Below are 21280 nucleotides of genomic sequence, written 5' to 3'. Positions count from 1 at the left end.
TGAGGCTAAGGAAGAACTTCAGGATATGTTCTCCAGGAGGTACTCCTAATGGTTTACACAAAATTATTGACACAACCGGATTTGGAGGTAACAGTTTCTTTTTAAAAATCGAGAACACCGTATTTGCAAATGCAGGAAGTTTTTCATGGGAATTACACAGAAATCCCCACGGATACTCATTCAACTTAATCGAACTTTTCACAGACAGAATATCCATAAAGGAGATAGATATCTTAAGTGCAAACACCATTGCGGAAAGAGAATACTTTTATTCACCGACTGTTCCTACAACGCTAACCTTGGCACCGGGCTCTATTTCAGAATAGGAAAGAACAACAATATTCGGTGCATACGGTTCTATTATCTTTTTAAGAAAACGGCGAACGGCAGGAGAGGTGAGAATAACAGGAACTGCCTGCTTCCTTGTGAATATATCACGATACTTCATTATATCACCCATTATTTTTTGAACAAAAGCTGGCTCAAGAGGCGGAAGATAACCATCGTTCTGTTTCACCTTTTCCAAAATGTAATTTTCCGCTTTTGGAGTCAACGTCAGAACGGTAATCTCACCGTTCACAGAGTAAAGATTTGTTATCAAACGGGCAAGTGCCTGTCTCACAAATTCGGTAAGTATGTCCGGATCCTGCGTTCTCGAAATATTATCAGAAAGCGCTTCTAAAATAGTCATCAGATCTTTAACAGGAATACCCTCTTTAAGCAAATTTTGAAGAACTCTGTGAACAACACCTAAAGGCACCTGCTCTGGAACAATGTCTTTAACAAGAGGATATTTTTTCGCAAGATTATCAACAAGTTCTTTTGTTTCAACTCTTCCCAGAATCTCATATGCATGTTTCTTGATAACTTCTGAAAGATGAGTAATTATAACGGTAGGAATATCAACAACCGTATATCCAAGAAGTTTCGCTCTGTCTTTCAAGTCAGGAGTAATCCAGTAAGCTGTAAGGCCAAAAGCCGGTTCTTTCGTCTCTTTTCCTGAAATCTTTTCTTTTGTCGTTCCCGTATCAATAGCAAGAAGTTTATTCGGTTCGACTTCTCCCCTTGCAACCTCTACATCTCTTATTAAAATTCTATACTCACCCGGTTTCAGCTCAAGGTTATCTTTTATATGAACAAGAGGAATAATAATCCCGAGCTCCCTCGCAAGCTGTTTTCTCAAAGATTTTATTCTCTTAACGATTTCCCCTGTCTTCTTATCCTCGACATAGGGAATTAAAGCATAACCTATTTCCATAGCAAGCGTTTCAGGAGGAGAAATAATGTCCTCGTCTTCTTCTTTAGCCTTTGCCTCTTTTATAAGCTCCTTGGCTCTTTCCTCAGCTTCTTTCAGCTCTCTCTCTTTTCCCGCCTCATAGACCATATAGGCTACTATTGCAATGAGAGAAGCTACAAGCAAAAAAGGAATTGTCGGCATTCCAGGAACAATACCAATAACAGCCAGCGTTCCTGCCGCCATGAAAAGAGCTTTGTGATAGCTGGTCAACTGTTTGAAAATTTCAGTTCCAAGATCGGTTTCTGCTGCAGCTCTTGTAACCATAAGACCGGCTGCCGTTGATGTAATAAGTGAAGGAATTTGACTGACAAGACCGTCACCAACAGTAAGTATCGTAAATGTCTTTGCCGCATCTGCTAAGCTCATATGGTGCTGAAAAACACCAATTGCAAGACCGCCTAAAATGTTTATAAGAGTGATGATTATCCCTGCAATGGCATCACCGCGGATAAATTTTGAAGCACCGTCCATAGCTCCGTAAAAGTCCGCTTCTCTTGCAATTTCCTGACGTCGCCTCTGGGCTTCTTTCTCATCAATCAAGCCGGCATTTAAATCGGCATCTATTGCCATCTGCTTGCCTGGCATAGCATCAAGCGTAAACCTTGCAGCAACTTCAGAAATCCTTTCGGTTCCTTTAGTAATAACGATGAAGTTAATAACAACAAGAATCAGAAAGACAATAATACCTACAATGTAATTACCACCTACAACAAACTGCCCGAAGGCTTCAATAACCTTACCTGCTGCCGCCGGTCCTTCATTGCCGTGAAGTAAGATTCTTCTGGTGGTTGCTATGTTCAGAGAAAGTCTGAATAGTGTAGCTATTAGGAGCAAAGAAGGGAAAGAAGACAATTCCAGTGGATGGTTTATATAAACGGTAGTCATCAAAATCAAAAGAGAAAGAGTAATACTGAAAGTCAAAAGGATATCAAGAACTATAGGAGGAATCGGAAGAACCATTGAAGCGAGAATCGCAAGAAGAAGAAGAACAAAAAGAATATCAGAATATTTGTAGAGCTTGTTTACATAGAGAAGAAGCGTTTCCTTCATAGATTCTCCGCCTTTTTATAGGCGTTAAGGGCATTTTCTATGTATTTTGCAAGGCCAAATCTATCAGAAGAGGCAAGTCTATTTGCAACCGCCATATCAAACATATCGGTGTACATCTTATCTGAAAAAGAAGAAAACATACCTTCAGGTATTCCCTTTCTCATCTCTTTCAACATAATCTCAAGAAATGTTGCTTCAAATTCTTTAGCAACATCCTTAACCGTTTTTATATTTCTAATAGCAGTAACATCCCAATAGGGAACAATTTTCGGCTCCATTTTTCTCTCCGTTACATCACAACAATTTTAGCATGAAGCTTGCCCGCCGCTTTTATAGCCTGAATAATTGCTATTAAATCTCTCGGAGAAATTCCAAGTTCATTGAGAGCTTTAACAAGATCTCTTAAATCGGCAGACTGAACGCTGAATATCCGTCCCTTTTCCTCTTTAACTTCGGTAGTAACATTCTGTGTAACAACCGTTTTTCCTTCAGAAAGAGGAGAAGGTTGAGATACTTGAGGTGTTTTCGTAACGGAAACGTAGATATTTCCATGAGCAACATATACGGGAGGATCTATTTTAACGTTACCGCTCATTATTACCGTTCCTGTCCTTTCATATATTACAACTACCGGCTCAGGCTCCGTATTTATGGAAAGGTTAAGAACCTTTGACAGAAAATCAACTTTATTAACACCCTCTGGAAACCGCACCTTTACGGTAGATGAATCAACAGCAATCGCCGTTCCTCTACCAAAAGCACTGTTAATGGCATCAGATATCGTAGCAGCTTCAGAAAAGGAAGGATGCTTCAGCGTAAGAGTTACCGAATGTTCATCGGTAAGCTCAAATGGAAGTCCTCTCTCCACTATTCCACCATTAACAATTATTCCTGTTGTTGGAAAGTTTTTTTGAACCTTACCGCCCATGTTCGATTCTGAATAACCGCCTCCGGTGGAAACAGAACCTTGGGCAAAGGCATAAACCTTTCCGTCGGGACCAAGGAGCGGTGTTCTTATAAGAATACCGTTAGAAATATCCTTAGCATCACCTATTGAAGCAACATTTACATCAAATGTCATTCCCGGTTTTGCAAATGGCGGAAGTTTTGCTGTAACTATAACTGCAGCCGCATTTTTTGTTTTTACAACCTTAGGATCAACATAAATTCCCATTTTCCTTAACATATTTGAAATACTCTGAAGCGTAAAAACACTGGAAGAACCGTCACCGGTGCCGTCAAGACCAACAACGATACCGTAACCTGTTAAAAAGTTCGGTCTGACACCTTCAATGTTCACTTCGGAACCGATTTTCGTAACCACGGCTCCGGCATTAATTGAAAAAAGAAACAGAAAAATAAAAGAAAAAACCAACCTTTTAACCATATACTTACTCCCTAAAACGGCCATATCTTCATCAAGAACCTTGCAAGCCAGCCAGGCCTCTGACTCTCAGCCCAAAAACCTTTACCGTTATACTCAACATACATATCTGAAATTCTTGAAGAAGGAATTGAGTTATCCTGCTCTATATCAGTAGGACTGATTATCCCCGATATTTTCAAAACCTGAGTATCATCGTTTATCTTTATAACCTTTTCTCCTTCTATATAGAGATTCCCGTTAGGATAAACCTTAACCACCCTTGCCGTTATAGTTGCTACAAGTTTTGCATCTCTTTTCGTAGAGCCCTGTCCGGAAAAATCCATGGACGGTGATGTAGAAAAACCCAAAACCGGATTGGTTGAGTTACCGGGAATACTTTTACCTAAAATGGTAGGGCCATTAACGTTAAGATTCATAGAAGATTTTTTACCCGTAGAACTTGTCGAACTTCCCTCTCCTGTTAGCGATTCCATAACCTTTATTGTTATGATATCTCCAACCTGATGAGCTTTGGGATCAGAAAAGAGATTATCATAACCAGTGTAAAGAGAACCTTTTGAAAGCGGTTTCGCCTCTTCTATTGGTGGAGGCGGTGGTTTATAAACTAATTCCTTTTTCACCGGCGGATTACTTGCGCATCCTGAAAGGAACAAAATCAGGGCACAAATTCCACAACACCATTTCCTATAACCTTGCATAGCAGTTTCTTCCCGGTAGATATATTTTTAACCTCTATTATATCCCCTAAAGCGCCATTTTGTAGTGCCTGACCAACCATCTCAATTCTTATATTACCGGAGACATAGATAACTTTTACCGGCGCATTTTTAAAAACCCTGTAATCAGGCATAACATCGGAAGGCTTTATTATAAAACCGGCTTTTATGAGCCTTTTCGCTCTCTTTCCGACAACATCGTCAATAGAGCTAAATCCTAAAGAGGCTCTGCTCTCCGTTACTTTTTTCACTTTTAAATCATCTAACTTTATAAGGCTTTTTGGCAAAATATCATGAGCAGCGACAACAACAGGTTTTAAATTCGCTACTCTTACATTCACGGGAATAATGTCTTCACCACTGTTGTTCTTTACATAAAGTCTAAAGCGAAGGTAATATCTATCCTCTGAAGTAAGAGTAACTTCCGTTTTTTTCGGATTAATGTCTTTATCCGGAGCACTGATAAAAACAATAGCTTTTCCCGGAAAATGGTCTCTCACATAATCCTTTATAAAATCTCTAACGGTTTCGCCGCTTGCCGGTAAAACCGTTAAGAAAAGAACAGCAAGAGCAAAGAGGAAAGAACGCAAAATGTATCCTCTCAAAATTTATGATTTAAGAGAACTGACAACACGAAGCATATCATCAGCTGTCGTAATACCTTTTGAATTTATCTCATAGGCGCGCTGAGCTACAATTAGATTAACCATTTCTTCAACAATGTTGACGTTGGAAGCTTCAAGAAATCCCTGAAGAAGTTTTCCGTAACCGTCAGTGTTGGGATCACCCTCGATAGGCTCTCCTGAAGCATCTGTCTGGGAATAAAGATTACCACCAAGAGATTTTAATCCGGCAGGATTTATAAACTTGTAAAGTTTAATTTTACCAACTTCTTCGGTTGTCTCCTGTCCTCCGCTGTTTCTAACAACATAAACATTTCCGTTAGGACTGATGGACACGTTAACTATTGTTTCGGGAGAAGAAATCTGAATATTAGGACTTAAACGGTAACCTTCGGGCGTAACAAGATAACCTTCATTATCCACCTGAAAATCGCCGGCTCTCGTGTAAGCTTCTCCGCCTCCGGGAAGTTCTATCTTAAAAAACCCATCTCCCTGAATGGCTATATCAAACTTCTTATCTGTTTTTATAAGACTTCCTTGAGTGAATATTTTACTGACATCTGAAAGTTTAACTCCAAGTCCTATTTGAATACCTGTAGGCACCATATTTTCATCAGAGCTCATAACTCCGGGATCTTTTATCGTCTGATACATTAAATCCTCAAAGTTTGCTCTGGAACGTTTAAAACCGATTGTATTAACATTCGCTATGTTGTTAGAAATCACATCAAGGTTTGTCTGCTGTGCTTCCATTCCGGAAGCAGATGTCCAGAGAGCCCTTATCATAGTATTTCCCCCTTAGTTTAAACCTTTCCTATTTCAACGCTCTTTATATTAAGCCTATCAAGACCCCTTATCAAGTTTCCATATATATCAAAACGTCTTTGAACTTCTATTAAATTAACCATCTCTTCAATCGGATCGACGTTAGAGCTTTCAAGATAGCCGGTTAAAATCCTGCAATTTACTTTTTTACGGTTGCCCGAACCTTTGTAGTAGCCTTCACCAATAGGTTTGACGGAATCATAATCTTCCAGACCTAAAACTGCTACCTGAACTCCTCCCTGAAGAACTTTACCATCTTCGGTAACATTAAAAGGCATTGTTCCGTCCAGAAGGATAGGTTTTCCTGTATTATCAAGAACTTTGTTCCCATTAGCATCAACCAAAAAACCGTTTCTATCAAGATGGAAGTGTCCATTCCTGGTAAGGAGAATGCCTGCTTTCGTTAAAACGGTGAAAAATCCACTTCCGGAAATGGCAAAATCAAACGGTGAATCGGTTTTTTGAAGAGAACCCTGTGACAGGATTGGAACTGTCTCTCTGAATCTTGGGAAAGTTAAAAGTTTGCCAGCTTCTCCCTTATTTACAGAAACATTTTGATACATCTCTTCTTCAAAAATTTTTTTAAAACCAGGTGTATCAACGTTAGCTATATTGTTAGAAGTAACATCAAGCTGTTCCATAGCGCGCTTGCCGCCACTGGCAAGCATGTATATAGATTGAAGGTCAACCGACATAAGCCCCTCACTTTTTATATGCGGAGAATATCTTTTCTATCTTTTCTTTAAGCGTTTCTGCCGTAAAAGGCTTAACAACGTAGTTATTAACACCGGCTTTTATGGCTGCAAGAACGTTCTCTTTCTTTGCTTCTGCAGTTACCATGAGAACAGGTAGATGCTTCAATTTTGGATCCTTCCTTATCTCCTGAACAAGTTCAAGTCCTGTCATGTTTGGCATGTTCCAGTCGGTAAGGACAAAATCGTAATTGCCCTGTCTTAATTTTTGAAGGGCAACCTTTCCATCTTCAGCTTCATCTATATTTTTAAAACCAAGCTGCATGAGGAGAGATTTTTCTATTCTTCTCATTGTAGCCATATCATCAACTATCAGAATCTTTATATTCGGATCAGGAAGAGGCATCATTCCTCCTTAAAGCATATTTATGAACAAGTTTTATAAGGTCAGGCGCATCAAATTTTACAAGGTGCGCATCTGCCCCAACAAATTTACTTTTACTAACGTTAGCCTGATCACTAAGCGATGTGTTTATTATAACAGGTATTTTGGCAAGCTCTGGATTTTCTTTCACTTTTTTTGTAAAGGTCAAACCATCCATCCCCGGCATCTCTATGTCAGAAATAATAAGCTGAACATAATCGGAGAGATCCTTTCCCTCATCCTTTGCCTCTTTAAGCCAGTCGTGAAGCATTTCAAGAGCCTCTATACCGTTTGTCGCCTCATAAACGGTATGTCCGTCTTCTGTCAATATCTTTCTCATAATCCTTCTGGCAACAGAACTATCATCAAGGATAAGTATTTTAAAGTGCTCATCTGCCTTAATTCCAAGCTTCTTCTTATTGATACTGCTGACACTCATAACTTTTATCATCCCGAGTTCATCAAGAATACCTTCAAAGTCAAGCAGTAAAAGGAGTTGGCCGTTCTCTATTTCTATAACACCAACAATTTTACCGCCAAGCCTGTTGTCCATACTCTCAGGCGGCTTTTTAATTTCGTTCCACTTTAAACGGCGGATTCTCTTTGCCTCATGAATCGTTATACCAACCGTCTCCCTTAAAAATTCCATCACGATAGTGTACTTCTCCTCCATTGCCGGCTTAATCTTCATCCACCTGGCGAGAGAGAGGAGAGGAATGTTCTTATCCCTTATCTTGGCTATTCCCACCACTTCAGGAGGTGATTTCGGCGTCTTTGCCACATTCTCAGGAGTAAAAATAACTTCCTTAACTTTAGCAACGTTAACGCCCAAAGCCCATTCATATATAGAACCGTCATCAAGCTCCTCATACATCCTGAAATCAACTATCTCAAGCTCATTGGCACCGGTTTCAAGTATTTTTGGAAGCAAATCCTGTTTTTTAGGCATCTATCAACGGCCTCCATCTTTTATATTCAGATAGGTTTTTATACATACAACAACCTTTGATGTAATCTCATTGCTTACCTTAATAAGCTCTTCCATCTTATCAAGTGTTTCTTTAAAGTCTCTGTTCTGAAGAGCCACGGCTATCTCTTTAGCACTTACAAGAAGATCTTCTAAAAGTTCCTCTATTTCTGAAATGATAGATGCAAGCTCTGGATATTTTGAAGCAACTGTTTTGAAAACGTGGGTTGATGAAGCAATAGTGTTGATTAAAGAGCTAACAGTAGCAATAAACGTTGTATCAGGCTGTATATTGAGAACAAAGACTTTTCTAATATTCTCCTCAATGCTTTCAATAATATCCAGCACATCGGTAACAATCTTGATAAGGTCTTTTGCATCTCCAAGATCAACCATACCAAACGTGGCAAGAACTTTCTTAATTTCAGCCTTCGTCCTATCAGAGTTCTTAATCACATTGTCTGTAACTGTAGAAAGGTCACTGATAATTTTTGAAGAATCCTGAATTTTCTCAACAATCGTTTCGATATGCTTTTCTTCCTCTTCAACAGCAGTAAACAGTCTGTTAATAACTGTAAGAGTATCTTCCGCTGAACCCTTGATATTGTTGTAAACTTCTTTGTTTTGACTGAATATCTCCATTCCGTCATTAACAGCTTTCGTCGCTTCCTCTGTAATCTTTGTCGTTTTCGCCATCTTCTCACGCATGTTCTTAACAACCTCTTTAATTTCAACAGCAGACTTGTTCGTCCTTTCTGCCAGTTTCCTGACTTCATCAGCAACAACAGCAAAGCCCCTACCAGCTTCTCCTGCCCTCGCAGCTTCAATAGCAGCATTTAGAGCAAGCAGGTTTGTCTGCTCAGTTATTGAAGTGATAACTTCAACGACCTGATCAATCTGCTCCGTTTGATGTCTTAAATCCTGAACAACCTCTTCCAGATTACTTGTTATAGAATGAATGTACTTCATCTGTTCTATTGAAGAAGTTGTCTTTTTCTCAGCTTCATTGAGATATTCAAGAATTTTGTTGTAGTTAACCTTCAACTGTTCAGAAACTTTAACAAGATCGTTTATCTGTTCCTTTATCTTTATAGCCGCTTCAGATTCTTCTTTTGAAGTCTCTATAACTTTCTTAATACTGTTTAGAACAACAGAAACAGAAACAGCAGTATCTATTGCCTGAAAGAGACTCTCTTTCGCAGCCTTAAGGTTTGAAACTATCATCTGTTGCGTTGTTTTCAGATTTTCAACTATTTCTCTCTCAGCAGTTGCATCTTTCCATGTAGCAAGATAACCTCTGATACTTCCATCTTTGTTCAAGATAACATGTCTATAAGATGCCATTACATAAGGTCCTACAGGAATATCAGCGTTCTTAATATGTTCACCAGGGCGTGTCGATTTAAGAAGCATTTTGACTCTTTCAGGATCTTTATGCATAACATGAATAGAAGTTCCGATGAGATTGTCAGGGTTAACTCCAAATTCTTTGAGAAACACATCTTTCCATTTTGAAGCAATCTCAAGAGCTCTCCTGTTTGCCAGAATAATCTCATTTCCCGCTCTTCCAGGCTTAAAATCAGGGCTGGCAAGGAAAAAGGCTTCTTCCATAAAGGAATCGACTATCTGCTTATACATATACAGATCATTATCAATTTTCTCCTTCTCTTCTTTAACTTTCTCAAGCTCTTCTTGAAGTGCTTTCTTCTCTTCTTCCGCGGCTCTTTTAACTTTTTCTACAGTCTCCAGAAGATTCTTTTTCTCGCTCTCACAGGCCTTCAGTTGTTCTTCAAGTTTCTCTATCTCTTTTTCAAGATTGGCTATCGTCTTTTTGAGAAAAACTGTGGACTCCCCGTTCCCTCTGTTGCCAAACATCTACTTTTCCTCCTTTGAAAAAATGGTTTTCGTATTAAGGATTATTAAAAGCTGTTTATCTAATTGAACTACGCCTTTTATATGTTTAATCTCAATACCTATAGTTCCTGTTGGCTCTGGCAAAATATCCTCCTCAGTAAATCTAAGAGAACCTACTATTTCATCTACCGTAATTCCAACCTCTCCATAGTCGGTATCCAAAATAATGATATTGTTCTTTTTAAAAAGTTCCGGGGTAATCTCCTCCTTTATCCCCAACTTTTTCTTTACGGTAGCCACAGGAACAATCTTTCCTCTCAGGTTCATCACTCCCAAAACAAAGCCAGGCGATTTTGGAACAGGTGTTATGTCTTTATTGGTTGTTATTTCAACGATTTCCTCTATAGGAATCCCAACAAGTTCGTCGTTTAATTTGAATCCTATAACTTGTATCTCCCTTGAAACTGTCGCACCAACTATCTCCTCTATTTCCAACTCTTTTTTCTTTCCATCTTCTACCTGCATTAGATTACCCCTATTAGATCTTTTTTAACATCATTTAAAAGGGAATTGATATCTAAAATCAAAATTACTCTTCCGTCACCGGCAATGGTTGCCCCAGCAATTCCAGGAATGTCCTCAAGAAGAGCTCCCATAGATTTGATTACGATTTCCTCCTCACCGTAAAGCTTATCAACAGAAACAGCTATATACTTTTCTCCGACTTTAACAACAACAATAAAGTTCTTTTCTCCTGACTCTTCCACTCCTAACAATTCATTCAAGCTGAACAGAGGAAGAACTTCATCCCTTAAAACAAGACTTTTAAACCTTCCAACATTTTTAACTTTCTCTTTATCATACTTAACAATCTCTATAATGGCATGGAGAGGAATGGAGAATATTTGATTATTTACACCTATAATCAGTGTTCTTATAATGGCAACCGTAAGAGGAAGTTTCAGGAGAATCGTTGTCCCTTTACCTTCTTCACTCTCTATCTCTATTGTTCCCCTAAGGGAATAGATAACAGAAGCAACAACGTCCATACCGACACCGCGGCCTGAAAGTTCAGTAACCTGATCATTCGTTGAAAAACCAGGCATAAGGATAATACTGTAAGCGTCTTTTTCAGACATCTGTTTTGCCTGATCAGGAGTAATTAAACCTTTTTCTATCGCCTTCTGCTTCACTTTTTCAACATCGATTCCGCGACCATCATCAGAAATACCAATGATTATGTGATCTCCTTCATGATAGGCAAAAAGTTTTATAGTTCCTGTTTCGGGCTTACCCATCATTACTCTTTCTTCAGGTGTTTCAATTCCGTGATCAAGAGAATTCCTTACCAGATGAATCAATGGATCTTCAAGCTTATCTATTATTGACTTATCAAGTTCTGTATCTTCACCTTCAATTATCAGATTAACCTTTTTCCCTAACTTCTTGGAAAGATCTCTAACTATACGGGGAAACTTGGAGAAAATTTTCTTTATAGGCTGCATCCTCAACTTCATAACCGCAGCCTGAAGATCGCTAACCGTCCTATCCATGCTTATAACAGTTTCGTTAAGTGCCTCTATTGTCTCACTTTTAAGCTCTCTCTCAAGCTGGGAGATAAGCCTCATTATTCTGTTTCTGTCAAGAACAATTTCTCCAACAAGGTTCATAAGATTTTCTATCCTTTCAACATCTATACGGATAACATCACTTGTTTTCTTTTTCTTTTCTCTTGGTGGTTTTACGGAAACAGGGGGTTTAACCGGTTCTGGCTTTTTATCCGGTTCTTTCTTAGAAACAGGCTGAGGAGGTGTAGGGGAAGACTCTTTTTTTTCTTTTTCTTCTTCCAACAGATCCTTTATCTCCTTTCCTTCCTCTATCAGTTTTTCAATAACAGGAATTATCTCCATAGGCCTCTCTTCTGGAGGCATCAGAATTATCTCTTCCAGTAAACCGGCCATATCCTTATCCGGATATTTTTCTATAAGTTTTCTCAAAGCTTCGGGAACATCTTCTTTAAATTTCATTTTCTTTCCATTGCCTTCTTTTTCCCTATTATCAAAATCTTCTTTCGACTCAGCTGAATTTGAAGTATCCTGAGAGGAAGATGTTCTGCTACCTTCAAGTATAGAATCAAGTTTTTTAAGTATGTCATCTATATCTTCTGGATCGGGAATTTCACCACTATCCCTCAACATGTCCAAAGCCTCTTTGAGCTTATCAAGACCTTCAAAAAGAATATCAAGCTTCTCAGAATCTATCTTTAATTCACCGCTCCTGACTTTGTTAAAAATGTCTTCCATACGGTGAGCAAGCTCAACAATGGTGGTGAGATTTAAAAATCCCGCACCACCTTTTAAGGTGTGCATCCCTCTAAAAATGCGGTTTATTAATTCTTCATCATCCGGAGAATTTTCAAGATTAATAAGATCCTGATCCAGACTATCAATAATTTCGCCGGCTTCGACCAAAAACTCTTCAAATATTTCCTGCATATCCTGAGGAATATCTATCTTCATCTACCCAACCCCACTTCATTAATTGAAAAAGTTGTCAATATCGTCCTGTGCAACCCTCTTGCTCTCTTCCAGATTCCAATCAAGATCCTCAATAGTTATATTTTCGTCACCGGCAAGAACTTTTTTAACCTTTTCAAGTCTCTGAGAAATAATATCCTGATAACTGGTTACTGTTGTTATCTCTTGAAGCAAGTTTCTCACTCTTTCACACTTTTCATTTTTTTCATCGGAAATTTCAGGAAGAAGCTCAAGAATCCTCTTGATTCCAGAAAGAATTTCAGAAACCATTTTGTCCCCTTCTTCTTTGGCTTTCTCAATTTGCTTTATTAACAGTTCTTGTTCATTCATAGATTTCCCCTCTCTTCTTCATTATTGATAAATAGTAACACCTACTTATTCTACATCAGCAACTATCTTCTTTTCAAGTTCCCGATTTTGGTAGAATGAATAAGAATTAACTATATATGAGGTAGTAACGATGAAAGCTGTAAAAACAGACAAAGCCCCAAAACCGGTAGGTCCTTATTCTCAGGCCGTAATCGTAGAAAATTTGATATTCCTATCAGGACAAATAGGTATCAACCCTAAAACGGGAAAACTATTAGAAACATTAGAAGAACAAACAGAACAGATTTTTAAAAACATAGAAGCTATTTTAAAAGAGGTAGGCAGCTCAAGGAAAAGAATAGTAAAAACAACCATTTTCCTAAAAGATATCAAAAATTTCAAAAAGGTTAACGAAATTTACGAAAACTTCTTCAAAAACTGCCCTGTTTTCCCAGCAAGATCAACGGTAGAAGTGTCCCGTTTACCTCTTGATGCCGAAATTGAAATTGAATGCATAGCCCAGGTTTAAACATGGAAGGCACACTTTATATAGTAGCAACGCCCATAGGAAATTTAAAAGATATAACGTTAAGGGCTCTTGAAACTTTCAAAACCGCAGATATCATTGCAGCAGAAGACACCCGAAGAACAAAAGAATTGCTTTCAGCTTTTAACATAACAGGAAAAAAGTTAATATCGTGCCATGAACACAACGAAAAAGAAGCAGCAGACAAAATAATAAGCCTCCTAAAAGAAGGGAAAAACATATGTCTGGTATCAGACGCAGGAACACCCGCAATAAGCGATCCCGGCTTCAGGGTTATTAAAAAAGCAAGAGAGGAAAACATAAGAGTTGTTCCGATACCCGGCACTTCTGCCGTCATAGCAGCACTCTCAGGTTCAGGATTTCCTTCAGATAAATTTCTCTTCTACGGATTCCTCCCAAAAAAGAAGAAAAAAAGAGACGAAGCACTAACCGAAATCATCAAGATGCCCTGGACAGTGGTAGCTTATGAATCTCCTCACAGGATAGAGGAAACACTTAAAGCTATCCATAACTTAAACCCTGAAAAGAAAATAGCCATTTATCGGGAAATAACAAAACTTCACGAAGAATTTTTAACAGGAACAGCCGAGGAAATTCTCAAACGTTTAACTCCAAAGGGAGAAATGGTAATCTTGTTCTACCCTCAAAGAGAGGACACAGTAAAAATAGAACCAGAAAAACTACTCAAGAAGTTTAAAGAGGAGGGAAAAACTTTAAAAGAAGCGGTGAAAAAAACCTGTCAAATAACAGGACTAAGAAAAAACGAAATTTACAAAAAAGCATTAAAGATATTTTCAGAATAAGAGCAGGCCAAAAGCCTGCTCTTATCTACTTTACAGAAGGCTGGCAGGGAATAAGTTCCCCGTTTTTATACTCGTACGCCTTTATTTTACATGGAGCACCAATATATCTTTCAACATCAACAAAAGATGCATACTCAACCTTAAACCATTTTATTGTAAGCTTAAGAGCAACCATCGGATCAAAATCTTTACAGCTGTAAGCATCAAGGCTGAAAAACTTTTCTTCAGGCCATGTATGAATTGTGCAGTGACTCTCAAGCCAGATAGAAACACCTGAAACACCACTATCTTCGGTAGCTCTCCTTTTAAGAGTCTCTTCCATAAAATCAAGCGTTACGCTTTTAACGTTCTCTTCTGAAAGCTTCTTAACAAACTGCTCAAGCTCTGATTGCGCAAATGGGAAACGGGCAACAATAGGAGGATAAACAAGTGTCATATCAAGCTGCCTTGCTATCTCTTCCATGTAGTCGTAGATGGGCTGAATCGTGTTAATCCTTGTAATATCTGTTACAACTGCATCCATCATTATATGTCTACCTACAAATTCCATCTTATATCCTCCACCATGAGTTAGCAAAACCTAAATCTATCCTTTAGATTTAAAGTAGCAAGATAAATTTTTACATTTTTTATCAAAAACAGCCAGCGCACCGGCAGACAGGTTTTCACACCTAATCTATAGTAAAAAAACTATTACACTTAACCGCTATCAATCAGAATCAAGTATAATCAACAACATCAAAACAGACATGGACAAAGAATGCAGAGAGCAATATTTCTTGATAGAGATAATACACTGATAGAGGATGACGGTTACATCCACGAACCGGAGAAGGTTAAACTGCTTCCGGGAGTCGGTGAGGGACTAAAACTACTGAAAGACGCAGGATTTTTACTTATCGTAATTTCTAATCAATCCGGCATAGGAAGAGGCTACTTTAAAGAAGAAGATTTTCACGCCGTAAACAAAAAGTTGAACCAGCTTCTTAAACACTACAACGTTCAGATTGATGATTTTTTCTTTTGTCCTCACAAACCTGACGAAGGATGCAGTTGCAGAAAACCTGAAATCGGACTTTTTCTTAGAGCAGCAGAGAAGTGGAATATAAATTTAAAAGAGAGTTTCATGGTAGGAGATAAAATTTCCGACATAGAAGCAGGAAACAGAGCGGGATGCAAAAAAAGCTACCTCATGAAGAAAGATGAATTTCTGAAAATAGCAAAACTAATCACAGGTAAAAGATGAAAAAACTTCTCATAGTAACAGGAGAACTTTCAGCTTTCAACTACGCCAGAGAAATTGTAAACGAATTGAAAAATGAAATAGAGCTTTACGGTGTTTTACTCGAAAACCTGGAAGGAGTAAAAAACATATACGACGCAAAACGTTTAACAGCATTCGGTCTGTTTGAAGCGATTTCAAAACTACCTGAAATAAGAAAAGGACTAAAAACTATCAAAAACTTCCTGAAGAAAGAAAAACCAGACGCCGTGCTTCTAATAGACTTTCCCGGTTTCAACATGAGAGTGACAGAAATTGCAAAAAAAGAAGGAATAAAAGTCTTTTACTTTATATCTCCAAAATTCTGGGCGTGGAACTACAAAAGAGGAAAAAAAATCGCAAAACTGGTCGATAAAATGTTTGTCATTTTTCCCTTTGAAGTCAAACTCTACAGAAAATTTGGACTTGAAGCTATCTATGTCGGTAACCCTCTCGTAGATATGGTAAAACCCGCTATTCCGGAAACCATTTTCTTCAAAAATTACAACTTAACAAAAAAACCTATTCTACTCATGCCAGGAAGCAGAGAATCGGAAATCAAATACCTTCTGGAAACAATTTTAGAAACAGCCGTTAAGATAAAAATTTCAAAACCGGAAGAAGAGTTTATCCTACCGGTAGCCGAAAGTCTTGACTTTGAACTTATCAGTAGAAAAACAAAAAAAATCGCTCCGTTTGTAAAAATCGTCAAAGGAAGTGAAGTATACAACGCCATGTTCTATTCAAAATCTGGAATCATAGCTTCCGGAACGGCAAGCCTTGAAGCAGCAATAGCTTTACTTCCTCATGTTGTGATTTACAAGCTACACCCTCTAACTTTTACCATTGCAAAGAGACTGGTAAAAACAAAATACATATCACTTCCAAACATAATCGCCGAAGAAAAAATAGTGCCTGAACTTATCCAGAAGGACGCGACACCGCGAAAAATAAAAGAAACGTTAATGGAAATTGAAATAAACAATGAACAAATAAAAAACGACCTATCGGAAAAAGTCAAAGAGAAACTCAAGGGAAACGCCATCAAAACACTATGCGAAGAAGTAAAAGCATCCTTGTAGTATAATTAAATCTCTATAATAAGCCCAAGGAGAGAAAGCATGGGATACAGCGTAGCAGTTGTCGGTGCAACAGGTGCGGTAGGTAAAGAGATGATAAAAGTCCTCGAACAACGCAACTTCCCGGTTGATAAAATAAAGCTTTTAGCATCAGAACGCTCTGCAGGAACAAAGCTCAAATTCCGCGGAGAAGAAATAACCGTAGAGAAATTGACGCCTGAATCTCTTGAAGGTGTTGAAATAGCTCTCTTTTCTGCCGGCGGAGATAGAAGTAAGCAGTTTGCCCCCGAAGCCGTTAAAAGAGGAGCCATAGTAATAGATAACAGTTCAGCTTTTAGAATGGACGACGATGTGCCACTTGTTGTTCCCGAAGTAAACCCGGAAGATGTGAAATGGCATAAAGGAATAATTGCCAATCCCAACTGTTCTACCATCCAAATGGTAGTCGCCCTTAAACCGCTCTATGACCTGTCACGGATAAAAAGAATCGTAGTAGCAACCTACCAGGCTGTTTCCGGTGCCGGAGCCGCAGCAATAGAAGAGCTTAAAGCTCAATCAGAAGCTGTATTAAAAAGAGAAAATGTTCCACCACCGAACAAAATACCAAAACAGATTGCGTTTAACTGTGTTCCCCAAATTGACGTTTTCTTTGATGACGGCTACACAAAAGAAGAGCACAAAATGGTAAACGAAACAAAAAAAATCATGCATGATCCAGAAATAAAAGTTTCTGCCACATGCGTAAGAGTTCCCGTATTTATAGGACACTCCGAAGTCGTAAATCTTGAATTTGAAAATCCCGTATCTGTGGAAGATGCCGTTAAAGTTCTCCGGACCGCTCCCGGCGTCACAGTAATGGATGACTTCAAAAACGGAATATACCCAACACCTATTGACGTTGCCGGTAAAGACGACGTCCTCGTAGGAAGAATCAGAAAAGATGATACAATAAAGAATGGTTTAAACCTGTGGATAGTTGGCGACAACCTCAGGAAAGGAGCAGCACTAAACGCAGTGCAGATAGCTGAAGTGTTAATCAAAGAAAACCTTATTTAGGATAGACAGGATGAAGGAAGTCTTAAAAAATTTGGCTGAAGAAAGCAAAGAGATTAAGGCACTTGCCATCGTAGACGAAGAAGGGCTCATAATCGCTGAATACTCAAAACCTAACCTGAACTTCGATATTGAAGAAATGGCAAGCCTGATAATAACACCGGCTCTTCGCCTTTCGGAAGCTTTCACCGATGTCAATAAAGAAGAAAACCTTGAAGAGATGGTAGCATTCCTGACAGATAATATTGTGATTCTTTACAAGTTAGCCTATGAAACCTATTTGGTTGCCGTTCTTGAAAAAACGCCTCTCTACGGAAAAGCAAGATTCATAGTCAAGAAAAACCTTGTAACACTCAGAGAAACCCTTTAAGGGAGGTGAAAATGGCAAAACTCAGATATTTAGGGCACGCCGCTTTCTACATAGAGGGAGAAGGATTAAAAGCTTTAATTGATCCGTTTCTATCACAAAATCCGTGGAACATAGCTAAACCTGAAGATTTTACAGATATAAACTATATATTTGTCACTCACGGTCACGGCGACCACTTAGGCGATGCCATAGAGATAGCAAAAGAAACAGGAGCAACCATAGTATCTATATTTGAAACAGCTTCTTATTGCGGATCAAAAGGAGCAAACATTCACGCAATGCACATCGGTGGAACCTATCAGTTCCCATTCGGAAGAGTGAAGCTAACACCGGCTGCACACGGAAGCGCCATTGTAGAAGGGGATAAAATCATCTACGGTGGAAATCCGTGCGGAATGATAATAGAAGTTGACGGTAAAAACCTCTACCACGCCGGAGACACAGGACTTATTGCAGATATGGAGCTTCTTGGTAAATACGAAAATATCGATGTAGCACTTCTGCCTATTGGTGGAAACTTCACAATGGACCCGAGAGACGCTGCCATAGCCGCTGAAATGATCAAGCCAAAAATCGCAATACCGATGCACTACAAAACCTGGCCGGTTATAGATAAAGATCCTGAAGAATTTAAAAAACTGGCAGAAGAAAAAGGTATAAAAGTCGAAATTGTAAAGCCGGGCCAGGAGTATAAATTCTAAATGAAAAAGATAGGAATTGCCCTTTCAGGCGGCTTCCTCAGGGGAGTCGCCCATGCAGGTTTTCTAAAAGGATTGGAACAGAAAGGTATTTGTCCTGCTGCCATTTCCGGAGCAAGTGCCGGATCGATAATAGGAGCCCTTTACGCTTATGGATACAGTCCCGACAAAATTATAGAAATAGCAAGATCATTAAACTGGAAACAGCTTGCCACACCATCGTTCAAAGGCGGTCTGTTCAAACTAACAAAACTTAAACACAAACTGGAAGAATTCATAGGCGATACAGATATAAAAGAGTTTAAAATTCCGTTTGCACTTACAGTCGTTGACCTTAAAACATTGAAGGTAAAATTTGTAACTGAAGGCAGAGCTTCTGACTGGATTGTAGCTTCCTGCTCAATACCACCACTATTTGCCCCCTGGAAAATAGACGGAAACTACTACATAGACGGTGGGATAAGAAACGCCATGCCTGCCGAATTCCCTAAAGTTTTCGGTTGCGATATAGTAATCGGTTCAAGCGTTCACTTTGTAAATCCTGAATATAATCCCAATTCCTTGGCAGATGTTGCACTTCGCAGTGCAATGGCACAGGTTCTTGAAAATCAACAGTATAGAGAACACTTCTGTGACATAGTAGTCAATCATTTCCTCCCCGGATCTCCTTTTGACTTTAAAAACGTAGAAAACTTTTTCAAAACAGGTTATGAAAACGGTCTAAAAACGGCCGAGGAGATAAAAAAATGGCTCTGAAAACACTGCATGCTTTTGTATCAGGAAAAGTGCAGGGCGTGGGATACAGAGCTTTCACTCGTTCAAAAGCAAAAGCTTTGGGACTAAAAGGCTTTGTCAGAAACCTTCCTGACGGAAGGGTTGAAGTTGTAGCAGAAGGCGATGAAGAGAAGCTCGAAAAACTCCTTGACTATCTTAGGCAAGGTCCTTTCTTTGCAGATGTGAAAGATGTAAAATACACTTACTCCGACTATAGAGGCGTTTATGAAGATTTTGAAATCACTTATTAAAACATTTATTATACTTATTGCAATAACTGTTACAGCAACGGCCACAACATACACGGTAAAAAAGGGAGATTCCCTTAAAAAGATTGCTGACCGTTTCGGGATAACAACCACTCAAATAATTATCACAAACAGGCTTAAAGCACCTTATACTATATATCCCGGACAAAAACTTAAAATTCCCGTTTCTTATACCTTATATAAGGTAAAGCGTGGAGATTTCCTGGGAAAAATAGCTAAAAAATTCGGTGTATCAACAAAGGAAATAGTAAAAATCAATCATTTAAAGAAACCTTACAGAATATATCCAGGTCAAAGGCTTAAAATTCCTGTAAAATACAAAAAGAAAAGTTTGAAGAGATACTCCCGTAAAACACCAACAAAATTTACCACTAAAATTATCAAATATAAGGTAAAAACCGGAGACTACCTCGGGAAAATTGCCAGAAAATTTGGAACTTCCGTAAGAGAAATCATAAAAATCAACCATTTAAAGAAACCTTACAGAATATACAAAGGCCAGATATTAAAAATACCTATAAGGGTTTCCGTACCGATAAACAAACCAGTAACTAAAGCAACTTCACCACAGATAGAAAACTCCTCAAAATACTCAATGCTAAGGAAAGTTCCTATATACAAATATTACACTGTAAGACGTGGAGACTCTATCGGAAAAATTGCTAAAAAATTCGGCGTATCCGTTAAAAGTATAATCAGAGTAAATCATCTTAGAAAACCGTATCTAATAAGGCCGGGACAGAGACTTAAAATATTGGTCGGATATAAGGACCGCCTCGCGATAAACAGACCGATAGAATTTAAAATGCCCCTTGACGGACAGATAGACACAACAATCAGGGCAAAAGGCTACAAGGGAATATTTATTATAGCTCCACCAGGAAAACCTGTTAAAGCTGCTGAAGTGGGAATCGTTAAATTTGCTGGAAAAGACGATAAATTTCTTAAAAAATACGGAAACGTTGTTATTCTGGAACATCCACAAGGATATACAACAATATATGCTTCTTTAGGAAAAATAGATGTTAAACCGGGACAACTGGTCCACAGAGGCGAGGTAATTGGAACATCAGGTGTTTCCGGCGACTGGGGAAGAAGCGGACTCTACTTTGAAATAAGCAGAATACACAACGGAAAAGCTTATCCTCTAAATCCTTTAGAGGTTCTCCGATAACTATGAAAAAATTTGTAGAAGGAACACTTGTTTTTCTCAGTCTGTTACTCATAAGTGCACATTTCCTGAGGGCAGGAATATTGCCCCTCTCCGTTGGTTACATAGCCGTATTTTCTCTGTGGTTTTTTGAACACCCCATCGGAAAAAAAATTATACAGATAGCCCTTCTATCTGGAATTGCCGTTTATATTTATACAACCTACTTGATTATCAAAGAACGAATAAATCTCGGACTACCTTACACAAAAACAGCGTTGATAATGACAGGAGTTATCGGATTTATAACTTTAAGTCTCTTTATCTTTATGCTTAACAGTAGAGAAGAGCAAAAAAGAAGCTAAACCGCAAAATATTCCGATTACATCTGCAAGAACATCTTTCCAATCACAATATCTTCCCGGTATAAAAAGCTGAGTAAACTCTATAAAAACTCCGTAAATAAAGAGTATTAAAAACAACCTATCCGATTTAAAAGAGAAACTTCCAAGAAAAGAGGGTTGTGTCAATAATTTTGTGTAAACCATTAGGAGTACCTCCTGGAGAACATATCCTGAAGTTCTTCCTTAGCCTC

Annotated in this window: 26 protein-coding genes and 1 pseudogene; 12 read left to right on the top strand and 15 right to left on the bottom strand. The window is 38.6% G+C overall.

Annotation, left to right across the window (positions count from 1 at the left end; translation table 11 throughout):
- Window positions 1-326: pseudogene (locus BLW93_RS08835) on the top strand (hypothetical protein); the annotation flags it as partial.
- On the opposite strand, the gene flhA reads toward BLW93_RS08835, so the two are convergent.
- From flhA to BLW93_RS06925, 13 genes are read right to left on the bottom strand one after another with little or no spacing between them, the layout of a single operon-like run.
- A complete protein-coding gene (flhA, locus tag BLW93_RS06985; RefSeq protein WP_076713372.1) occupies window positions 269-2347 on the bottom strand; it encodes a flagellar biosynthesis protein FlhA in 2079 nt (692 codons plus the stop codon). The pseudogene BLW93_RS08835 and the gene flhA sit on opposite strands and share 58 nt — an antisense overlap.
- The gene (locus tag BLW93_RS06980) at window positions 2344-2625 is read right to left on the bottom strand and encodes a rod-binding protein (protein WP_076713371.1); all 282 of its coding nucleotides are present in this window, start codon (window positions 2623-2625) and stop codon (window positions 2344-2346) included. Before BLW93_RS06980 ends, flhA begins: the two co-directional genes overlap by 4 nt.
- Window positions 2626-2636: 11 nt before the next feature.
- Window positions 2637-3734 carry a flagellar basal body P-ring protein FlgI gene (locus BLW93_RS06975; RefSeq protein ID WP_076713370.1) on the bottom strand — a complete coding sequence of 366 codons (1098 nt, stop codon included), beginning with the start codon at window positions 3732-3734 and terminating at the stop codon, window positions 2637-2639.
- Window positions 3735-3745: 11 nt separating this feature from the next.
- Window positions 3746-4354 (bottom strand): flagellar basal body L-ring protein FlgH, encoded by a 609-nt coding sequence (locus tag BLW93_RS06970; protein ID WP_245792004.1) that lies wholly within the window; start codon window positions 4352-4354, stop codon window positions 3746-3748.
- A 35-nt stretch (window positions 4355-4389) separates the two neighbouring features.
- Complete coding sequence (gene flgA / locus BLW93_RS06965) at window positions 4390-5040, bottom strand: flagellar basal body P-ring formation chaperone FlgA (protein WP_076713368.1); 651 nt, start codon at window positions 5038-5040, stop codon at window positions 4390-4392.
- Window positions 5041-5058: 18 nt separating this feature from the next.
- Window positions 5059-5859 (bottom strand): flagellar basal-body rod protein FlgG, encoded by an 801-nt coding sequence (flgG, locus tag BLW93_RS06960; RefSeq protein ID WP_076713367.1) that lies wholly within the window; start codon window positions 5857-5859, stop codon window positions 5059-5061.
- Between the two features lie 17 nt (window positions 5860-5876).
- Window positions 5877-6593 (bottom strand): flagellar hook-basal body protein, encoded by a 717-nt coding sequence (locus BLW93_RS06955; protein WP_076713366.1) that lies wholly within the window; start codon window positions 6591-6593, stop codon window positions 5877-5879.
- A 7-nt stretch (window positions 6594-6600) separates the two neighbouring features.
- Window positions 6601-6996, bottom strand: a complete 396-nt coding sequence (locus BLW93_RS06950) for a chemotaxis response regulator CheY (RefSeq protein WP_076713365.1) — start codon at window positions 6994-6996, stop codon at window positions 6601-6603.
- Window positions 6983-7963: a chemotaxis protein gene (locus BLW93_RS06945; RefSeq protein ID WP_076713364.1), complete on the bottom strand. Its 981-nt coding sequence runs from the start codon at window positions 7961-7963 to the stop codon at window positions 6983-6985. Before BLW93_RS06945 ends, BLW93_RS06950 begins: the two co-directional genes overlap by 14 nt.
- Window positions 7964-7966: 3 nt before the next feature.
- A complete protein-coding gene (locus BLW93_RS06940; protein ID WP_076713363.1) occupies window positions 7967-9856 on the bottom strand; it encodes a methyl-accepting chemotaxis protein in 1890 nt (629 codons plus the stop codon).
- Window positions 9857-10360: a chemotaxis protein CheW gene (locus tag BLW93_RS06935; RefSeq protein WP_076713362.1), complete on the bottom strand. Its 504-nt coding sequence runs from the start codon at window positions 10358-10360 to the stop codon at window positions 9857-9859.
- Window positions 10360-12354, bottom strand: coding sequence for a chemotaxis protein CheA (locus tag BLW93_RS06930; RefSeq protein ID WP_076713361.1), 1995 nt, complete (start codon window positions 12352-12354; stop codon window positions 10360-10362). The genes BLW93_RS06935 and BLW93_RS06930 overlap by 1 nt, the downstream gene beginning before the upstream one ends.
- An 18-nt stretch (window positions 12355-12372) precedes the next feature.
- A complete protein-coding gene (locus tag BLW93_RS06925) occupies window positions 12373-12702 on the bottom strand; it encodes a hypothetical protein (protein WP_076713360.1) in 330 nt (109 codons plus the stop codon).
- Window positions 12703-12832: 130 nt separating this feature from the next.
- On the opposite strand from BLW93_RS06925, the gene BLW93_RS06920 reads away from it, so the two are divergent.
- Both BLW93_RS06920 and rsmI read left to right on the top strand, forming a co-directional pair.
- Window positions 12833-13210: a RidA family protein gene (locus BLW93_RS06920; RefSeq protein WP_076713359.1), complete on the top strand. Its 378-nt coding sequence runs from the start codon at window positions 12833-12835 to the stop codon at window positions 13208-13210.
- A gap of 2 nt (window positions 13211-13212) precedes the next feature.
- Window positions 13213-14031: a 16S rRNA (cytidine(1402)-2'-O)-methyltransferase gene (gene rsmI, locus BLW93_RS06915; protein WP_076713358.1), complete on the top strand. Its 819-nt coding sequence runs from the start codon at window positions 13213-13215 to the stop codon at window positions 14029-14031.
- A gap of 25 nt (window positions 14032-14056) precedes the next feature.
- On the opposite strand, the gene BLW93_RS06910 is transcribed toward rsmI, so the two are convergent.
- Window positions 14057-14581, bottom strand: a complete 525-nt coding sequence (locus tag BLW93_RS06910) for an S-adenosylmethionine decarboxylase family protein (protein ID WP_076713357.1) — start codon at window positions 14579-14581, stop codon at window positions 14057-14059.
- Between the two features lie 210 nt (window positions 14582-14791).
- Between BLW93_RS06910 and BLW93_RS06905 the strand changes: the two genes are divergently transcribed.
- The 9 genes from BLW93_RS06905 to BLW93_RS08755 are packed head-to-tail and all read left to right on the top strand — an operon-like array spanning window position 14792 to window position 21050.
- The gene (locus BLW93_RS06905) at window positions 14792-15277 is read left to right on the top strand and encodes a D-glycero-alpha-D-manno-heptose-1,7-bisphosphate 7-phosphatase (protein ID WP_076713356.1); all 486 of its coding nucleotides are present in this window, start codon (window positions 14792-14794) and stop codon (window positions 15275-15277) included.
- Complete coding sequence (gene lpxB / locus BLW93_RS06900) at window positions 15274-16374, top strand: lipid-A-disaccharide synthase (RefSeq protein ID WP_076713355.1); 1101 nt, start codon at window positions 15274-15276, stop codon at window positions 16372-16374. The genes BLW93_RS06905 and lpxB overlap by 4 nt, the downstream gene beginning before the upstream one ends.
- Before the next feature lie 39 nt (window positions 16375-16413).
- The gene (locus BLW93_RS06895; RefSeq protein WP_076713354.1) at window positions 16414-17427 is read left to right on the top strand and encodes an aspartate-semialdehyde dehydrogenase; all 1014 of its coding nucleotides are present in this window, start codon (window positions 16414-16416) and stop codon (window positions 17425-17427) included.
- 10 nt (window positions 17428-17437) lie between these two features.
- Window positions 17438-17794 carry a roadblock/LC7 domain-containing protein gene (locus tag BLW93_RS06890; protein ID WP_076713353.1) on the top strand — a complete coding sequence of 119 codons (357 nt, stop codon included), beginning with the start codon at window positions 17438-17440 and terminating at the stop codon, window positions 17792-17794.
- 11 nt (window positions 17795-17805) lie between these two features.
- Window positions 17806-18495 carry a metal-dependent hydrolase gene (locus tag BLW93_RS06885; protein ID WP_076713352.1) on the top strand — a complete coding sequence of 230 codons (690 nt, stop codon included), beginning with the start codon at window positions 17806-17808 and terminating at the stop codon, window positions 18493-18495.
- Window positions 18496-19248: a patatin-like phospholipase family protein gene (locus BLW93_RS06880; protein ID WP_076713351.1), complete on the top strand. Its 753-nt coding sequence runs from the start codon at window positions 18496-18498 to the stop codon at window positions 19246-19248. It begins immediately after the preceding gene.
- The gene (locus BLW93_RS06875) at window positions 19239-19517 is read left to right on the top strand and encodes an acylphosphatase (protein ID WP_076713350.1); all 279 of its coding nucleotides are present in this window, start codon (window positions 19239-19241) and stop codon (window positions 19515-19517) included. The genes BLW93_RS06880 and BLW93_RS06875 overlap by 10 nt, the downstream gene beginning before the upstream one ends.
- Window positions 19492-20709: a LysM peptidoglycan-binding domain-containing protein gene (locus BLW93_RS06870; protein WP_158025384.1), complete on the top strand. Its 1218-nt coding sequence runs from the start codon at window positions 19492-19494 to the stop codon at window positions 20707-20709. The genes BLW93_RS06875 and BLW93_RS06870 overlap by 26 nt, the downstream gene beginning before the upstream one ends.
- Before the next feature lie 2 nt (window positions 20710-20711).
- Complete coding sequence (locus tag BLW93_RS08755; protein ID WP_144444028.1) at window positions 20712-21050, top strand: hypothetical protein; 339 nt, start codon at window positions 20712-20714, stop codon at window positions 21048-21050.
- Here BLW93_RS08755 and BLW93_RS06865 read toward each other — a convergent pair.
- Window positions 20997-21233 carry a VanZ family protein gene (locus tag BLW93_RS06865; protein ID WP_076713349.1) on the bottom strand — a complete coding sequence of 79 codons (237 nt, stop codon included), beginning with the start codon at window positions 21231-21233 and terminating at the stop codon, window positions 20997-20999. The two genes, BLW93_RS08755 and BLW93_RS06865, sit on opposite strands and share 54 nt — an antisense overlap.
- Between the last annotated feature and the right edge of the window lie 47 nt (window positions 21234-21280).

This window comes from Desulfurobacterium indicum, assembly GCF_001968985.1.
Lineage (GTDB): Bacteria > Aquificota > Aquificia > Desulfurobacteriales > Desulfurobacteriaceae > Desulfurobacterium_A > Desulfurobacterium_A indicum.
Note: the sequence above shows the minus strand (reverse complement) of the source record. Positions and strands in the feature narration are given on the sequence as shown.

Bases quoted from the DNA above. Each gene is read 5' to 3' on its own strand.
- flgG (WP_076713367.1), bottom strand. From the start codon at position 5,859: ATGATAAGGGCTCTCTGGACATCTGCTTCCGGAATGGAAGCACAGCAG.
- BLW93_RS06950 (WP_076713365.1), bottom strand. From the start codon at position 6,996: ATGCCTCTTCCTGATCCGAATATAAAGATTCTGATAGTTGATGATATG.
- BLW93_RS06935 (WP_076713362.1), bottom strand. From the start codon at position 10,360: ATGCAGGTAGAAGATGGAAAGAAAAAAGAGTTGGAAATAGAGGAGATA.
- BLW93_RS06980 (WP_076713371.1), bottom strand. From the start codon at position 2,625: ATGGAGCCGAAAATTGTTCCCTATTGGGATGTTACTGCTATTAGAAAT.
- lpxB (WP_076713355.1), top strand. From the start codon at position 15,274: ATGAAAAAACTTCTCATAGTAACAGGAGAACTTTCAGCTTTCAACTAC.
- BLW93_RS06875 (WP_076713350.1), top strand. From the start codon at position 19,239: ATGGCTCTGAAAACACTGCATGCTTTTGTATCAGGAAAAGTGCAGGGC.
- BLW93_RS06885 (WP_076713352.1), top strand. From the start codon at position 17,806: ATGGCAAAACTCAGATATTTAGGGCACGCCGCTTTCTACATAGAGGGA.
- BLW93_RS06940 (WP_076713363.1), bottom strand. From the start codon at position 9,856: ATGTTTGGCAACAGAGGGAACGGGGAGTCCACAGTTTTTCTCAAAAAG.
- BLW93_RS06890 (WP_076713353.1), top strand. From the start codon at position 17,438: ATGAAGGAAGTCTTAAAAAATTTGGCTGAAGAAAGCAAAGAGATTAAG.
- BLW93_RS06865 (WP_076713349.1), bottom strand. From the start codon at position 21,233: ATGGTTTACACAAAATTATTGACACAACCCTCTTTTCTTGGAAGTTTC.
- flhA (WP_076713372.1), bottom strand. From the start codon at position 2,347: ATGAAGGAAACGCTTCTTCTCTATGTAAACAAGCTCTACAAATATTCT.
- BLW93_RS06945 (WP_076713364.1), bottom strand. From the start codon at position 7,963: ATGCCTAAAAAACAGGATTTGCTTCCAAAAATACTTGAAACCGGTGCC.
- BLW93_RS06870 (WP_158025384.1), top strand. From the start codon at position 19,492: ATGAAGATTTTGAAATCACTTATTAAAACATTTATTATACTTATTGCA.
- BLW93_RS06925 (WP_076713360.1), bottom strand. From the start codon at position 12,702: ATGAATGAACAAGAACTGTTAATAAAGCAAATTGAGAAAGCCAAAGAA.
- BLW93_RS06930 (WP_076713361.1), bottom strand. From the start codon at position 12,354: ATGAAGATAGATATTCCTCAGGATATGCAGGAAATATTTGAAGAGTTT.
- BLW93_RS06880 (WP_076713351.1), top strand. From the start codon at position 18,496: ATGAAAAAGATAGGAATTGCCCTTTCAGGCGGCTTCCTCAGGGGAGTC.
- BLW93_RS06955 (WP_076713366.1), bottom strand. From the start codon at position 6,593: ATGTCGGTTGACCTTCAATCTATATACATGCTTGCCAGTGGCGGCAAG.
- BLW93_RS06910 (WP_076713357.1), bottom strand. From the start codon at position 14,581: ATGGAATTTGTAGGTAGACATATAATGATGGATGCAGTTGTAACAGAT.
- BLW93_RS06920 (WP_076713359.1), top strand. From the start codon at position 12,833: ATGAAAGCTGTAAAAACAGACAAAGCCCCAAAACCGGTAGGTCCTTAT.
- BLW93_RS08755 (WP_144444028.1), top strand. From the start codon at position 20,712: ATGAAAAAATTTGTAGAAGGAACACTTGTTTTTCTCAGTCTGTTACTC.
- rsmI (WP_076713358.1), top strand. From the start codon at position 13,213: ATGGAAGGCACACTTTATATAGTAGCAACGCCCATAGGAAATTTAAAA.
- BLW93_RS06975 (WP_076713370.1), bottom strand. From the start codon at position 3,734: ATGGTTAAAAGGTTGGTTTTTTCTTTTATTTTTCTGTTTCTTTTTTCA.
- BLW93_RS06895 (WP_076713354.1), top strand. From the start codon at position 16,414: ATGGGATACAGCGTAGCAGTTGTCGGTGCAACAGGTGCGGTAGGTAAA.
- BLW93_RS06905 (WP_076713356.1), top strand. From the start codon at position 14,792: ATGCAGAGAGCAATATTTCTTGATAGAGATAATACACTGATAGAGGAT.